12 protein-coding genes are annotated in these 14,763 nt (G+C 71.4%); 2 read left to right on the forward strand and 10 right to left on the reverse strand.

The window, feature by feature from the left end; genetic code table 11:
• Positions 1-14: 14 nt before the first annotated feature.
• The 4 genes from BV453_RS16130 to BV453_RS16145 all read right to left on the reverse strand — a co-directional run bounded on the left by BV453_RS16130 (position 15) and on the right by BV453_RS16145 (position 5,002).
• Positions 15-2,186 (reverse strand): heavy metal translocating P-type ATPase, encoded by a 2,172-nt coding sequence (locus BV453_RS16130; RefSeq protein WP_062766521.1) that lies wholly within the window; start codon positions 2,184-2,186, stop codon positions 15-17.
• Positions 2,187-2,253: 67 nt separating this feature from the next.
• Positions 2,254-2,514 carry a YHS domain-containing protein gene (locus tag BV453_RS16135; RefSeq protein WP_025103119.1) on the reverse strand — a complete coding sequence of 87 codons (261 nt, stop codon included), beginning with the start codon at positions 2,512-2,514 and terminating at the stop codon, positions 2,254-2,256.
• A gap of 23 nt (positions 2,515-2,537) precedes the next feature.
• Positions 2,538-4,793, reverse strand: a complete 2,256-nt coding sequence (locus tag BV453_RS16140) for a cation-translocating P-type ATPase (protein ID WP_249522043.1) — start codon at positions 4,791-4,793, stop codon at positions 2,538-2,540.
• On the reverse strand, positions 4,793-5,002 hold the full coding sequence (locus BV453_RS16145; RefSeq protein ID WP_025103117.1) for a heavy-metal-associated domain-containing protein: 210 nt from the start codon (positions 5,000-5,002) through the stop codon (positions 4,793-4,795). The genes BV453_RS16140 and BV453_RS16145 overlap by 1 nt, the downstream gene beginning before the upstream one ends.
• Before the next feature lie 156 nt (positions 5,003-5,158).
• Here BV453_RS16145 and BV453_RS16150 point away from each other — a divergent pair, with 156 nt between their 5' ends.
• Complete coding sequence (locus BV453_RS16150) at positions 5,159-6,091, forward strand: HAD family phosphatase (protein WP_249522044.1); 933 nt, start codon at positions 5,159-5,161, stop codon at positions 6,089-6,091.
• A gap of 15 nt (positions 6,092-6,106) precedes the next feature.
• Here the strand turns inward: BV453_RS16150 and BV453_RS16155 are convergent, their stop codons facing one another.
• From BV453_RS16155 to BV453_RS16175, 5 genes are all read right to left on the reverse strand, one after another.
• Positions 6,107-6,991, reverse strand: coding sequence for a formylglycine-generating enzyme family protein (locus BV453_RS16155; RefSeq protein WP_374209038.1), 885 nt, complete (start codon positions 6,989-6,991; stop codon positions 6,107-6,109).
• A gap of 43 nt (positions 6,992-7,034) precedes the next feature.
• On the reverse strand, positions 7,035-9,368 hold the full coding sequence (locus BV453_RS16160) for an arylsulfatase (protein WP_249522046.1): 2,334 nt from the start codon (positions 9,366-9,368) through the stop codon (positions 7,035-7,037).
• Between the two features lie 80 nt (positions 9,369-9,448).
• Positions 9,449-10,795 carry a hypothetical protein gene (locus BV453_RS16165; protein WP_249522047.1) on the reverse strand — a complete coding sequence of 449 codons (1,347 nt, stop codon included), beginning with the start codon at positions 10,793-10,795 and terminating at the stop codon, positions 9,449-9,451.
• 28 nt (positions 10,796-10,823) lie between these two features.
• Positions 10,824-11,174, reverse strand: a complete 351-nt coding sequence (locus BV453_RS16170; RefSeq protein WP_025103112.1) for an SHOCT domain-containing protein — start codon at positions 11,172-11,174, stop codon at positions 10,824-10,826.
• A gap of 1 nt (position 11,175) precedes the next feature.
• Positions 11,176-11,610, reverse strand: a complete 435-nt coding sequence (locus tag BV453_RS16175; RefSeq protein WP_249522048.1) for a DUF6325 family protein — start codon at positions 11,608-11,610, stop codon at positions 11,176-11,178.
• A 141-nt stretch (positions 11,611-11,751) separates the two neighbouring features.
• Between BV453_RS16175 and BV453_RS16180 the strand changes: the two genes are divergently transcribed.
• Positions 11,752-12,180 carry a DUF6325 family protein gene (locus BV453_RS16180; RefSeq protein WP_249522049.1) on the forward strand — a complete coding sequence of 143 codons (429 nt, stop codon included), beginning with the start codon at positions 11,752-11,754 and terminating at the stop codon, positions 12,178-12,180.
• 12 nt (positions 12,181-12,192) lie between these two features.
• Here the strand turns inward: BV453_RS16180 and BV453_RS16185 are convergent, their stop codons facing one another.
• Complete coding sequence (locus BV453_RS16185) at positions 12,193-14,739, reverse strand: LuxR C-terminal-related transcriptional regulator (RefSeq protein WP_249522050.1); 2,547 nt, start codon at positions 14,737-14,739, stop codon at positions 12,193-12,195.
• Positions 14,740-14,763 lie beyond the last annotated feature (24 nt).

A 14,763-nucleotide genomic window follows, 5' to 3' on the forward strand; every position in this document is an offset into this window, starting at 1 on the left:
CGGCGTGATGGCGCTCAGCGCTGCAGGATGCCCGCGGTGACGACCTCCGGACGGAGATCGAGCCGCCGCAGCAACTGCGCATTGAGCGCCACCACGATCGTCGACAGCGACATGAGCACCGCGCCGACCGACATCGGCAGCACGAAGCCGATCGGAGCGAGCACACCCGCCGCGAGCGGGACGGAGAGCAGGTTGTACCCGGCCGCCCACCAGAGGTTCTGCCTCATCTTCCGGTACGAGGCGCGGGAGAGCTCGATCACCGACAGCACCGCACGCGGGTCGTCTCCGGCGAGGATGACCCCGGCGGAGGCGATCGCCACGTCGGTGCCGGCGCCGATCGCCAGGCCGACGTCGGCCTGAGCGAGCGCGGGCGCGTCGTTCACGCCGTCGCCCACCATCGCGACCCTGCGGCCCTCGTGCTGCAGCTCCTGCACCTTCGCGGCCTTGTCCTCCGGCCGGACGCCCGCGAACACGCGGTCGATGCCGAGGTCGGCCGCGACGGTGTGCGCGACGGCCTCCGCGTCGCCGGTGATCATCACGACCTGGACACCGAGCGCGTGCAGGGCGTCGACCGCGTCCCGCGACTCCGGGCGCACCTCGTCCGCGAGCTTGAGCGCCCCGATGACGTGTCCATCCCGCAGCACATGCAGGATGATCGCGCCGTCCGCACGCCAGCCCTCCGCAGCGGGGAGCTCGTGGGCATCCTCCTCCGTGAGCAGGTGCGGGCCGCCGACGCGGATCACCGCACCGTCCACCGTCGCGGTCACCCCCACCGCCGGCGAGGACGAGAAGTCGCGGCTCGCCGGCACGCGGAGTTCCTTGTCGCGCGCGGCGCGGACGATGGCCTTCGCCAGCGGATGCTCGCTGTCGGCCTCGGCGGCCGCGGCGAGCGCCAGCACCTCCTCCGCGGTCTCCGCACCGGCCAGCGACACCGCGGAGACGACGGGCTCACCCTTGGTCAGCGTGCCGGTCTTGTCGAACAGCACGGTGTCGACGGTGCGCATGCTCTCCAGGGCCAGCCGATCCTTCACGAGCACCCCGCCACGGGCCGCGCGCTCGGTCGCGATCGAGACGACGAGCGGGATGGCCAGGCCCAACGCGTGCGGGCAGGCGATCACGAGGACGGTGATCGTGCGGATGACGGCGTCGTCCGGCAGGCCGACCGCGCTCCACACCACCGCGGTGATCGCGGCAGCACCGAGCGCGAACCAGAACAGCCAGCCGGCTGCCGTGTCGGCCAGACGCTGTGCGCGGGACGAGGAGTTCTGCGCCTCCGTCACGAGCCGCTGGATCCCCGCGAGCGTCGTGTCGTCTCCGGTCGCCGTGATCTCCACGCGCAGCCCCGAGTCGGTGGCGACGGTTCCCGCGGTCACAGGGTCGCCGGTCGCCCGGGTGACGGTGCGCGACTCCCCCGTCACCATGGATTCGTCCATCGAGGCACGGCCGTCGACGATCCGCCCGTCGGCGGGGATGCTCCCGCCGGGGCGCACCACCACGACATCGCCCACGCGGAGGTCCGACGGGGAGACCCGCACGACCTGATCGCCCTCCACACGCTCCGCCTCGTCCGGCAGCAGCGCGGCCAGCGAGTCGAGGGCGGAGGTGGTCTGCGCCAGAGAGCGCATCTCGATCCAGTGCCCGAGCAGCATGATCACGATGAGGAGAGCGAGCTCCCACCAGAAGTCGAGCTCATGATGCAGCAGGCCGAGGCTCGCTCCCCAGGACGCGACGAACGCCACCGTGATCGCGAGCCCGATGAGCAGCATCATGCCGGGCTGCCGGGCACGGATCTCGCTGACGGCGCCGGTGAGGAACGGCTTCCCTCCCCAGACGTACATGACCGTGCCGAGGACCGGCGACACCCAGACCAAACCCGGGATGTCGGGAAGCGGGTAGCCCACGATCATCGCGAACATGCCCGAGAGCAGCACGGTGGGCACGGCGAGGACGAGCATGATCCAGAACAGCCGCCGGAACTGGGCGACGTGGTCGCCGTGATCGCCATGGCCCCCGTGACCGCCGTGTCCCGCGTGATCGTCGTGCCCGGCGTGCCCACTGTGTCCCGCGTGGTCCGTGTGGTCTCCGTGCGCGGCGTGCTCCGCGTGTCCGGTGTGGTCCGCGGGCGTCCCGGTCCCCGTTCCCGCGAGGTGACCGTGCGCGGAATGGTCGTGATGCGAGGTGCTCATGTCTTCCCTCCAACGTCGATGATGCCGTGCGGGGCCGGATCTGTCGCGGCCCCGCACGGGTGGGGGCTCAGGCCGCCCTGGTGTACTTCGCGGGATCGGCGTCGAATGCCGGCCCGCAGCCCGCGCAGCAGAAGTAGTAGCGGGTGCCCTCGTGGTCGCGGTACAACCCCGCGGCCTCGGCGGTCGCGATCACGACGGGCGTTCCGGCCATCACCGGGCATTCGGCCATGCCCTCGGCCGGCACGGCGAGCAGGTCGGTGCGCCCTTCGGCGGAGACGCCGCTCTGGCGCGGGACGCTGCAGCAGGATCCTGCGGGGGAATCGGACATGTCGGTACTCCTCTGTCTCTCGTTCACGGGGTGTCCACCGCCCTGCTGCGGAAGGACCGCAGGCGGAGGCTGTTGCCGACGACGAAGACGCTGGAGAACGCCATCGCCGCACCGGCGAGCATGGGGTTGAGCAGGCCGAGCGCCGCCAGCGGGATGGCTGCGACGTTGTAGGCGAACGCCCAGAACAGGTTGCCCTTGATCGTGCCGAGCGTGCGGCGGGACAGGCGGATCGCGTCGGCCGCGCTGCGGAGGTCGCCGCGGACGAGCGTGATGTCGCTCGCCTCGATGGCCGCGTCGGTCCCGGTCCCCATCGCCAGCCCGAGGTCCGCCTGGGCGAGGGCCGCGGCGTCGTTCACACCGTCTCCCACCATCGCGACGACCTTTCCTTCGCCCTGGAGCCGGCGCACCACCTCGACCTTGTCCTGGGGCAGCACCTCGGCGATCACCTCGGTGATCCCCACCTCGCGGGCGATCTGCTCGGCCACCGCACGGTTGTCTCCCGTGAGCAGGACGGGCGTCAGTCCCAGCGCCCGGAGCTGCGCCACCGCCTCCGCGCTCGTGGCCTTGACCGTGTCGGCGACGACGAGCACCCCGCGGGCACGACCGTCCCAGCCCACCGCGATCGCGGTCTTGCCCTGGGCCTCCGCCTCGGCCTTGACCGCAGCCAGCCCCGCGGACAGGTGCTGCGACCAGTCGGCGAGCAACGAGGCGCGTCCCACGACGACGGCGTGGCCGTCCACGATGCCCTGGACGCCCCTGCCCTCGACGTTCGCGAACTCCTCGACGCTCGGAAGGGTGCCGAGCTCCCGGGTGGCCGCGGCCGCCACGGCCTGCGCGATGGGGTGCTCGGAGGCGTCCTCGAGGGCCCCGGCGAGCCGCAGCAGCTCCTCGCGCTGCACGCCGTCGTCGGTGTGCACCGCCGTCAGCGTCATGCGACCGGAGGTGACGGTGCCCGTCTTGTCGAGCACGAACGTATCGACCTTCCGGGTCGACTCGAGCACCTCGGGGCCCTTGATGAGAATGCCCATCTGGGCGCCGCGACCCGTGCCGACGAGGAGAGCGGTCGGCGTGGCCAGACCCAGAGCGCAGGGGCAGGCGATGATGAGCACCGCGACCGCGGCGGTGAAGGCGGCGGCAGCCGGGTACCCGGCCGCGAGCCAGGCCACGAGCGTGCCGAGGGCGATCACGATCACGATCGGCACGAAGATCCCGGAGACACGGTCCGCGAGCCGCTGCACCTCGGCCTTCCCGGTCTGCGCCTCCTCCACGAGCCGCGCCATCTGCGCGAGCTGGGTGTCGGCGCCGACGCGGGTCGCACGGACGACGAGGCGTCCCCCGGCATTCACGGTGGCGCCGGTGACGACGTCGCCCTCCCCGACCTCGACGGGCACCGACTCACCGGTCAGCATCGAGGCATCGACGGCGGACGTGCCGCCGACCACCACCCCGTCGGTGGCGATCTTCTCCCCCGGGCGCACGACGAACTCGTCGCCGACCCGCAGCGCGCTCGTCGGGATGCGCGTCTCGACGCCGTCGCGGAGCACGGCGACCTCCTTCGCGCCGAGCTCCAGCAGGGCGCGGAGCGCCGCACCGGCCTGCCGCTTGGAGCGCTTCTCGAAGTAGCGTCCGGCGAGGATGAACGTGGTCACCCCCGCTCCGACCTCGAGGTAGATGTTCCCTGCGCCGTCGCTGGGCGCGACGGTGAACTCGAACGGGTGCGTCATGCCGGGCATCCCGGCGGTGCCGAAGAAGAGCGCGTACAGCGACCACAGCAGCGCGGCGATCGTACCCATCGAGATGAGCGTGTCCATCGTGGCCGCTCCGTGCCGGAGGTTGATCCACGCCGCCTTGTGGAACGGCCAGGCCGCCCACACGATCACGGGACCCGCGAGCGCGAGTGACAGCCACTGCCAGTACGTGAACTGGAGCGCCGGGATCATCGCCATCGCGATGACCGGGACGGTGAGCACGACGGAGGCGATCAGCCGCTGCCGCAGCGCCGTGAGCTCCGGATCCGGCTGCTCTCCGTCGGGCTGCGCACCCTCCGGCGCGCGAGGCGCCGGGACGACGGCGGTGTATCCGGTCTTCTCGACCTCGGCGATGAGCACGGCGGTGTCGACGCCCGCCGGCACCGTGACGCTCGCTTTCTCGGTCGCGTAGTTCACGGTGGCGGTGACGCCGTCGAGACGATTGAGCTTCTTCTCGATCCGCATCGCGCACGACGCGCAGGTCATGCCGCCGATCTCCAGCTCCACGCTGGTCGCGGACGGAGTGTCCATCAGGACCGGACCGCCTGGTAGCCCGCCTCGTCCACGGCGGCCAGCACGGCCGTGTCGTCGACGGGGGCGGAGCTGCGCACCACGAGTCTCCCGCTCTGCGCGCTGACATCGATACCCTCGACACCGGGGATGCGCGACACCTCGTCGCGGATCGCCATCTCGCAGTGGCCGCACGTCATTCCGGTGACCTGGTACTCGCTCGTGCTCATCATGCTTCCTTTCCTCGGGATACCCCCCTGGGGTACTCCTTCGGCACAACCTTATACCCTCCGAGGGTATTCCCGCACGCCCGGCCGCAGCGGGACTTGTCCGCTCCGGGTGAGGGACGCTCGGCATCCGGCGTCGCGCCTGGGAGGATCCCGGTCATGGACTCCTCACCTCTGTCTTCCTGGCGGGACACCGGCACGCGGCGCACCATCGAGGCGTTCGTCGCCGCCGTGACGGAGGGCCCCGACGCCATCCCCGTCGACGAACGCATCGCGGTGTTCGACAACGACGGCACTCTCTGGTCGGAGAAACCCATGCCCACCCAGCTGCACTACGTCGTCGAGCGCTGGCGCGAGGAGGCGACCCGCGACCCCTCCCTGGCCGACCGGCAGCCCTACCGCGCCGCGGTCACCGGTGACCTCGCCTGGCTCGGCACCGCGATCGACAAGCACTACGCCGGCGACGACTCCGACCTCGGCGTCATCATCCAGGCGCTCTTGGGATTGACCGATGGCGTGAGCGTGGAGGACTACGCCCGCTCCGTCGCGGAGTTCTACCGCACGGCCCAGCACCCGCTCCTCGGCCGCCCCTACGCCGAATCGGTGTACCGCCCGATGGTCGAGCTGCTGCGGTACCTCGAGAGCCACGGCTTCACGTGCTACATCGTGTCGGGCGGCGAGCGCGACTTCATGCGGCCGATGACCCAGGCGAACTACGGCATCCCTCCCGAGCGCGTGATCGGCTCGGCGCTCGGACTCGCTTACGACGAGAAGGATGCCAGCGTCCGCTACTCCTCGGCCCTGGCCTTCTTCGACGACGGACCGGAGAAACCGGTGCGGATCTGGAGTCGGATCGGGCGGCGCCCGCTGCTGGCGGCCGGCAACTCGAACGGCGACATGCCGATGCTCGACTTCGCGCACGGCGGCCCTCGGCCCGGACTCGCCCTGCTGATCCATCACGACGACGCCGACCGCGACGACACGCCCTACGACACGGGAGCGGAGCAGGCCCTCCGCGCAGCCGCCGACCGCGGGTACACCGTGGTGAGCGTCCGCGACGACTGGGCGTCCCTGTTCCCCGACCCCGTCTGAGTCGGGGATCATCGGTCAGAGGGCGCAGCGGAAGCCGATGTGGGTCATGGCGGTGTCCTCCGCCTGCGCCGATCGCGCCGCGGGGCGGTAGCGGAGGCAGTACTCCGGAGCGCACAGGTGCGATCCCCCCTTGAGAACGCGGCGCGGGATGGGCGACCCGGGTTCGGAGGACAGCAGGCTCGCGCGATGCCCCGCCTCCACGCCCACGGCTCCCGGCGGCACGTGCCGGTGCGTCCAGTAGTCCGCCGTCCACTCCCACACGTTGCCGATCATGTCGTGCAGGCCGTACCCGTTCGCGGGGAACGAGGCGACCGGCGCGGTGCCGATCCACCCGTCGGCACCGTCGTTCCGGTACGGGAAGGCGCCCTGCCAGGTGTCGGCCATGAGGGTGCCGTCCGGCTTCGTCTCCTGACCCCAGGCGAAGCGGGCGCCGACGAGGCCGCCGCGCGCCGCCCATTCCCACTCCGCCTCCGTGGCAAGGCGCTTGCCTGCCCACGCGGCGTAGGCGACGGCATCGGGGTACGCGACCTGCACGACCGGATGATCGAGGCGGTCGTCGATCGACGAGGCCGGTCCGAACGGGTGGCGCCAGGACGCCTCGGGCTCCCACCGCCACCACTGCCGCCAGTCGCGCAGGTCGACGGGGCCTCGGGCCGGCGTGAACACCATGGCGCCGGGGACGAGGTCGTCCGGATGCACCCCGGGGTAGTCGGCGGGGTCCATCGGCCGCTCGGCGATCGTGACGTAGCCGGTGTCCTCGACGAACGCGGCGTACTGGCGGTTCGTCACGGGGTGCTGATCCAGCGCGAACGCCTCCACGCGCCGTTCGTGGACGGGGCCTTCCTCCGGGTAGAACTCGTCCGACCCCATGAGCAGCGTTCCGCCGGGGACCTCGATCATCGCCGTCATGCCCTCATGCTAGGCCGCCGCCCGCTCCGCGCGGTCACTCGCGCGACAGCATCGCGGCCGCCTCGAGCTCCATATCGAGATACTGCTCGGCGCTCACGTCGACCGCCACACCCAGGAGCGTGCCGCCGGTGAACGGGAACGGGTTGGCGTACTGCGCACTCACCGGGTCGGCACTGTCCCACCCGACGCAGAGCCCGTCGCCGCAGAGCGTGAACTTGCCGACTTGGGCCCGCATCGGACCGGACGCCACGGCGCGATCATCGACGTACAGCGTGGCGGTGCCGACGGACTCGCCGTGCTCCCCCGCTCCCTCCCGCACGAACTCCACGCCCAGGGTGTGCGGGCCGGGGGCGAGCTCGTCCGAGGTGAACGACTGCTCCGGCGGGATGCCGAGGAAGTTGTACACGTAGACGAGCCTGTTGTCCTTGAGGAACAGCGAGTGCCCGCCGAAGCGGGAGCCGTGCGCGAAGAGCACTCCCTCGGCGCCCTGCTCCAGGATGACGTCGGCGATGATCTTGTAGGAGCGCCCGCGGACGTTCACCGCGACGCTCTCCGGCACCGCCGCGGTGCCGGGGAAGTAGACGTACCGCTCCCGGGGCGCCTCGGCCTGAGGCCGGGGAACCGTGAGGATCTCGCGGGCCGACCGGTCGTCGAGGGGAAGGGCGAAGTTCGCCTCCGCCTCCGCGAACCACACGGCGATGAGCTCCTGCAGCTTCTCCGGGTGCGTCGCGGCGAGGTCGTTCGACTCGGAGCGGTCCTCCGCCACGTGGTACAGCTCCCACACGTCGTCGTCGAAGTGGCCCTTGCCGCTCAGCGGCGCGTGCACCGCCGCCGCCTTCCAGCCGTCCTTCCAAATGCCCCTGGTGCCGAGCATCGAGTAGTACTGCACGCTCTTCCGCGTCGGCCCGTCCGGCGCGGCGTCGAAGGAGTACTTCATCGAGACGCCGTCGAGCGGTCGCTGCGGCACTCCGCGGTAGGACTCCGGCATCGCGATGCCGATCACGTCGAGCACCGTCGCCACGACGTCCACCGAGTGGTGGTACTGGTGGCGCAGCTCCCCCTTCGCCGCGATCCCCTTCGGCCAGTGCACGACCATCGGGTCGCAGGTGCCGCCGGAGTACTGGGAGTACCGCTTGAACATCTGGAAGGGCGTGGAGAACGCCGCCGCCCACCCCGTCGGGTAGTGGTTGTAGGTGTCGGCGGACCCGAGCGTGTCGATCATCGCGAGGTTCTCGGCGAGGTCGTCGGGGTAGCCGTTGAAGAACTTGTTCTCGTTCACGGAGCCGTCCGGCGATCCCTCCCCCGAGGCGCCGTTGTCGGCGCAGTAGAAGATGATCGTGTTGTCCAGCTGCCCCGTCTCCTCCAGGTAGTCCACGATCCGGCCGACCTGGGCATCCGTGTACTCGGAGAAGCCCGCGAAGACCTCCGCCATCCGCGCGAACAGCCTCCGCTCGTCGTCGTTCAGCTCCGCCCACGGGCGCACGTGATCGGCCGGGTTCGCCGCTTCCTCCGGCAGCGGGTTGAACGGCGTCATCTGCGTGCCCTCCGGCAGCACGCCCTTCTCGATCATGCGGGCGAGCACCCACTCGCGGTAGGCGTCGTAGCCGCCGTCGAACGCCCCCTTGTACTTGTCGATGTACTCCTGCGGCGCGTGGTGCGGCGCGTGGTTCGCGCCAGGGCAGAACCACATGTACCAGGGCTTCGAGGGATTCGAGGCCTGCTGGTTCCGGATCATCGCGAGCGCCTGGTCGGCGAGGTCCTTCGACAGGTGGTAGCCGTCCTCCGGGCGGTACGGCTGTTCGATGAAGTGGTTGTCCTCGACCAGGTCGGGGTACCAGTTGTTGGTCTCCCCGCCGAGGAAGCCGTAGAAGCGGTCGAAGCCGAGTTGCAGCGGCCACATCGAGCGGCTGCCCCCTGGCGCGATGTCCTCCTCAGGGACGTTGTGATTCTTGCCGAGCCAGAACGTGCTGTACCCGTTCTCCTGCAGCACCTGTCCGATGGTCGCGCACTCGGCGGGGAGCCGCCCCGCGAAGCCGGGGAAACCGTTCGTGCCCTCCATGATGACCCCGGCGCGGTTGACGTGGTGGTTACGGCCCGTGAGCATGGTGGACCGCGTGGGAGAGCACAGCGCCGTGGTGTGCCACTGCGTGTAGGTGAGACCCCCGGCGGCCAGACGGTCCATCGTCGGCATCGCGATGCGGCCGCCATACGGCGACCACGAGGCCAGACCGGTGTCGTCGTACAGCACCACGAGGACGTTCGGCGCTCCGTCCGGCGCCTTCCGCAGCTCGTACGGCGACCAGTCGGGTCGGGCGTCGCGGACGTCCAGCGTGATCTCGCCCGAGAAGTCCGCGTTGAATTCCGACATCGTCTCTCCTTCGCTCAGGGCGCGTCCGCGCTCTCCTCGGCCTGAGTCTTCCGACCCCGCGTGCGTGCCGACAGGGGCCCTCACCCGACCCGGGTGATCTCCGGGTCGCTCGCGTCCGCGACGACGGCGGCGTCCTGCTCCTCCGGCGCCGCGGCGGGGCCCGGCCGTCGCAGCAGCTCCACGAGGATCGTCAGCACGAGCACGCCCATCGCCACGCCGAGGACGGCGCCGAAGGTGACCGGACGCGTCGCCAGGAGGATGAGCACCCCGATCGTCATCCCGGCGATGAGGATCGCGCCGCGATAGCGGTCGACCGCTCTCCCGAACCGCCCGGTGGAGAGCCCCCGTGCCTCCGCCGTCTCGCGCAGCGCCCCGAACCCGCTCTCCGTGACGCCGCGCACCGTGCGCGCGCTGCGGCTCGACCCGGCGAGCCAGGCCCACAGCGCGATGAGGACCCCGACGAGGGCGAGCGCCACGATGGTGGACCCGAGGAGGGCCGTGAGCTGATCGAAGAGGGATTCGGCCGCCGACGCCGTCATGATCGACGGGCTGACGGCGCTGACGAAGAACCCGCGTCCGATCCCCATCCCGGCGGCGAGGAGGAGGAAGACGACGGCGAACCCGGCGCTCGTCCAGAACAGCGCCCGCGGCCGGTTCACCGCGAGCAGCACACCGAGGACGACGAGACCGAGCACGACCCACGGCAGCCAGAAGCCCGCCGTCACCGCGATCTGGTAGACCGTGCGGACCAGCACCAGGGCGTCGGCCTGCACCACCGGGATGGTGCGATCGATCACCGGGATGAGGTCGGCGACCCCGGCCCCACGCTCGGCCAGAGCCTCCTTGACGCGTTCGACGACCGCCCCGACGTCCACCGAGAGGACCCCGTCGTCGCTGAGGTCCAGCGCGGTGCCGGGCTCGTCCTGCAGGATGGCGACCGCGCGCTCGTGGGTGAAGCGCAGCGTCTCCGCCCAGATGTCGGCGAACTGCTGCGACGACACCACCTCGTGCACGACGCCGTCGATCAGGGACGACAGGCCGGAGGCGGCCGGCGCTTCCAACAGGCCGAGGGCGGCGGCGGCGCGCGGCGGGAGGTCGAGGGCACGCAGGCCGTCGAAGAGCTCGCCGACCACCGCATCCAGGTCGACCTGCTCGTCGATGGCGGCCGTCACCTGATCGGCGACGAAGTCCTGCACGTCCGGATCCTCGGCCAGCGGGGCGAAGGTCGCGACGAACCGGTCCGCGTCGACGAGCTGCAGCCGCGCCCACGTCCCCATCGCCGCGATCGGCGCGAGGAGCACGGCGACCACGAGCACGATCCCGGCGATGATGCTGCGGGCGGAGATCCGGCGTCGAGGGCGTCGGAGCGCCTCGTTCTCCTGCTCCAGCGCACGCAGCCGTGCCCGCAGGTCCTCGATCTCGCTCATCGCCGCCTCGTCTCGATCGTCGCGACGCTCAGCTCAGCAGCTTCTGCTTCGCGGCCGTGAACTCCTCGTCCGTCAGCACGCCGGAGGCCTTCAGCGATCCGAGCTCCTGCAGCTTGGCGATCAGGTCGTCCGCCGCTGAGGGCGGCGCGGCCGGCGGGCTCGTGGGCGGCGCATACTGCGCGGCCGCGGTGCGGGCCGCATCGTCCATCTGGGCCTGTTGCTGGGCGGCCTCGTACTGCTGCTGCTCGTACTCGCTCTGTGCGCGGCGCTCCTGGTGCCGCACCGCGGCTCCCTGCACCGCGGTCGCCGTCCCGGCGACCACCGCGGTCCGCGCGGCGAGACCGATGAGCCCCGGCCGGCCGAATCTCCGCAAGGGCATTTCATTCACCTTCCTGTTCGAGGATGTCCATCACCGCGTTCACGACGGGTGCCGGAACGCGCTCGCTGCGCAGCACCTGGCCTCCCACGGCGGCCACATCCTGGGCGAGGGTCCGGGCGAACAGGAGCTCCAGGACCACGACCGCCGCCGACCGTCCCGGCGGCACGACCTCCGCCAGGGCGCGGACGTCGTCCTCGCTCGCGAGCCCGGCGACGATCGGCTCGAGGCCGTCGAGGACGGCAGTGCCGTCGTCCTCCTCCACCTCGAGGATGTCGAGATCCCCCTCCGCCGTCCGCGTCACCAGCACGAAGTCCAGCACGCGCACCACGCCCTTCGACACCAGGTCGGTCAGCGCGCCGAACGTGGACGGATCCGGCCGATCACCGTCGAAGCCCACGAGATAGAACTCGACGGGCCCGAATCGGAACTCCTTCATGTCGCCACCCTTCATCCGCGGTCCAGAATGGCACCGCCGTCGTCGCCCGCGCGCCGGTCCTCACCCGCTCCGGGTGAGGATTCGGGACTCCCTCTCCGTGCGGCTGACACCATCGGAGGACGGGACGAATCGAGGGTGGCTATGAGGAGCCGGGTGCTGGGCGACGTGGCGTTCGTCGTGGTCGAGCTCCGCAGCGCACACCCGGGACCGCCCGTCCTCGAACCGCTGCTGCGTCAGGTCGAGGACGGCACGCTGCGCGTGCTCGACTTCCTCATCGTCCGCCGCGACGCCGCCGAGGGGCAGCGCATCACGGAGGTCGACGGCGACGACTTCTCGCTCGCCGGCCTGCCCCTGTACGCACCGGGACTGATCTCCCTCGACGATGTCCGGCATTTCCTCCCGTGGGTGCCTCCCGACGCCGTCGCGGCCGTCATCCTCGTCGAACAGCGCTGGGACGTCCGCTTCATCCGCGAGGTCGAGGACGCCGGGGACCGGATCCTGGCGACACAGGCGATCCCCTCAGCGGTCGCGAACGCCGCGCTCATCGCCACCCTCGGTGCGAGCCCCTGACGCCGTGCCTGCTCACACGGTCGCGTGGACGGCCTCCCGCCGGGACGAGACCCCGAGCTTGCGGTAGATCGCTCGTTGATGCGTCTTCACCGTGTTCACCGACACGGAGAGCTCCTGGGCGATCTCCGGCAGCGTGCGCGCCGTCTGCATCTGGTGGAAGACGTCGCGTTCCCGCTCCGACAGCCGATCGGTCACGGAGCCGACCGCGTCGACGGCGAGGCATGTCTCGATGAACTCCTCGAACTGCGTGCCGTGATGCACATGCGCCTGCAGCAGCCGGCGCACCGCGACCTCGCGCGGGCCGAAGAGCACGACGAGGTTCTCCGCGGACGCGACCGAGAGGGCGGCCTCGCACAGGTCATGCGCGTCCTCCTGGTGCCCCGTCGCCCTCCGGAGCGTGGCCGCGGTGATCAACGTGGCGGCTTTGACGTACGACAGCTCGGACGCACCCCGCAACGACCGCAGCATCTCCAGCGCCGCCGCATGCTCCTCGGCGCGACGCAGGATCCCGGACAGGGCGACGCCCACGAGCGGGAGGTCGGTACCGCCGGCATACTTCTTCGCGATGCGCAGTGCGCGCTCCCTCCGCCCCACCGCCTCTTCGAGCAGGGCCACCGACGACTCCCGGAACGCCGGCCACTCCACCCCCTGGACGACGTCGATGGGGAGCTCCTGCACGCTGATGGCCGCTCGGCGGCAGATCGCGGGGTCTCCCGTGAGCGCGGCGGCATAGGCTCCCATCATGCGTGCATGTCCGGCCAGATCGCGGCCGGACGCGGCTTCCTCACGCGCCGCATCGAAGATCCGGACCGCCTCCTCCGCCTCGCCCGACCAGTACGCCACCCACCCCGCGGCGGCCACGGCGCTTCCGCGCGCGAAGGTGTTCCGCGGAAGAAGAGCCTCCCGTTTGGTCTCGGCCTCGGCGAGCACGGCCGCGGCCTCCGTGAGCCGGCCGGAGGTGGCGAGGCCGTAGGCGAGATGTCCGACGGCGCGGGACGTGAGCTCCCGATCGCCGGCCTCCCTCGCCTCGCGCGCCGCCGCCGAGAAGTACTCGATCGCGAGGTCCGGCGATTCGCGATTGCGCAGCGCGGTCCACCCCAGCAGATGGTTGAGCGCCACCCGACCGCCGTACATCCTGTCGTCCTCGGCATCCAGCAGCGCACGGATCTCCGGACCGGATGCGGCCACCTCGACGGACGACTCCGCGAGCAGCAGGCGGACGATGAGCAGGACGGCGGGGTCGGCCTGCCCCGGCGTGCGATCGAGGAGTGCCTCCGCCCGTCGACACAGCTCCCGCGCGACGCGATGGTCCCCGAGGACGTCGCTGGCTCCGGCCCGCACGAGCAGCAGGTGCGGATCATCCGGGTTGTCGCGCAGGAGAGCCGTCGCCGTCCGCTCCACGTCGACGGCCGAGGAGCCGACCACGAGGCCCAGCCAGTGCCGCAGGAGGATGGCCCTGGCACCGGCCCGATCCCCGGCGCGCCGCGCGTGCGTCACGGCGGCGATCGGATCCGTGTGCTCCAGAGCACGAGCGGCCCGGCGGTGCACCGTGGCGAAACGCGCCGCATCCGTCCGCGCGAGGTCCGCGCACCGACGCGCGAACGCGGGGTGCCAGCGGTACGTCGGGCCCTCCGGGCCGTCGAACCGGTCGAGAAACAGCCCGAGCCGAACGCAGGTCTCCAGGAGGTCGGCGGCGTCGTCTCTCGCCGTGACCTGTGCGGCGGTGTCGGGCGTGAGCTCCGCGCAGGCCGTCCCCTCGAGGACGAAATCCGCGAGCGCGGGCGGCAGCGCGTCCAGGACGTGCTCACGGATGTACGCGCCGAGGAAGGACGAGGCCGTCGACGCCGGGCTCGACGGCAGGGAGCCGCCGACGAGGACCAGCCGCACCGCGATGGGCCAGCCCCCGGTCTCGTCGCGCACCGCGGCCGCATCGAGCCCACCGGGCGCCGACCGCGTCAGACTCCGGATCTCGTCCGCCGAGAACCGGAGAGTGTCCACGCCGACGAAGGCTCCCGGGTTCATGAGGCGGTGGCGGGACAGGGTGACCTCGATCAGGGTCGTCCCCACCAGGAGGAGCCGCAGTCCGTCCGGAGGCTGGTCGGCCAGCAGCCCGAGGAGACCATCGCTCCACGCCTCCCCGGCACGGTGGGCATCGTCGACGACGAGGTGCACCGGGTGCTCGGCGTCCTGGAACGCCGCACAGATCTGCCGGTAGGCGCGCACCGGATCCTCGATGTCCCGCGGCGCGGCGAACACGCGCCCCGCACGCTCCCCGGCGAGCGCCAGCGCGTTCAGGACACCGGCGGTCAGCAGTGCGGGGTCGTCGTCGGACGCGCTCAGCGCGAGCCAGGCGACGTCGTCGCGCGATGACGCCCAGGCAGCGACGGCGGTGGTCTTTCCATAGCCGCTGGGCGCGCTGAGGACCGTCACCCCGTCCGCCTCGATGGCAGCCGCGATCGCCGCGGTCACACGTTCCCGCGGCACGACGCCGATGGGCGGGGCAGGCGGCCGGAAACGCATCGCCGGTCCCGGCTTCGTGGAACGTACGGGAGGCGACATGGCAACACGAAACCACGCGTCCGC

The organism is Microbacterium sp. ER1 (genome assembly GCF_023383675.1).
GTDB lineage: Bacteria > Actinomycetota > Actinomycetes > Actinomycetales > Microbacteriaceae > Microbacterium.

Bases quoted from the DNA above. Each gene is read 5' to 3' on its own strand.
- BV453_RS16140 (WP_249522043.1), bottom strand. From the start codon at position 4,793: ATGGACACTCCGTCCGCGACCAGCGTGGAGCTGGAGATCGGCGGCATG.
- BV453_RS16155 (WP_374209038.1), bottom strand. From the start codon at position 6,991: ATGATCGAGGTCCCCGGCGGAACGCTGCTCATGGGGTCGGACGAGTTC.
- BV453_RS16150 (WP_249522044.1), top strand. From the start codon at position 5,159: ATGGACTCCTCACCTCTGTCTTCCTGGCGGGACACCGGCACGCGGCGC.
- BV453_RS16175 (WP_249522048.1), bottom strand. From the start codon at position 11,610: ATGAAGGAGTTCCGATTCGGGCCCGTCGAGTTCTATCTCGTGGGCTTC.
- BV453_RS16135 (WP_025103119.1), bottom strand. From the start codon at position 2,514: ATGTCCGATTCCCCCGCAGGATCCTGCTGCAGCGTCCCGCGCCAGAGC.
- BV453_RS16145 (WP_025103117.1), bottom strand. From the start codon at position 5,002: ATGAGCACGAGCGAGTACCAGGTCACCGGAATGACGTGCGGCCACTGC.
- BV453_RS16165 (WP_249522047.1), bottom strand. From the start codon at position 10,795: ATGAGCGAGATCGAGGACCTGCGGGCACGGCTGCGTGCGCTGGAGCAG.
- BV453_RS16180 (WP_249522049.1), top strand. From the start codon at position 11,752: ATGAGGAGCCGGGTGCTGGGCGACGTGGCGTTCGTCGTGGTCGAGCTC.
- BV453_RS16185 (WP_249522050.1), bottom strand. From the start codon at position 14,739: ATGTCGCCTCCCGTACGTTCCACGAAGCCGGGACCGGCGATGCGTTTC.
- BV453_RS16170 (WP_025103112.1), bottom strand. From the start codon at position 11,174: ATGCCCTTGCGGAGATTCGGCCGGCCGGGGCTCATCGGTCTCGCCGCG.
- BV453_RS16130 (WP_062766521.1), bottom strand. From the start codon at position 2,186: ATGAGCACCTCGCATCACGACCATTCCGCGCACGGTCACCTCGCGGGA.
- BV453_RS16160 (WP_249522046.1), bottom strand. From the start codon at position 9,368: ATGTCGGAATTCAACGCGGACTTCTCGGGCGAGATCACGCTGGACGTC.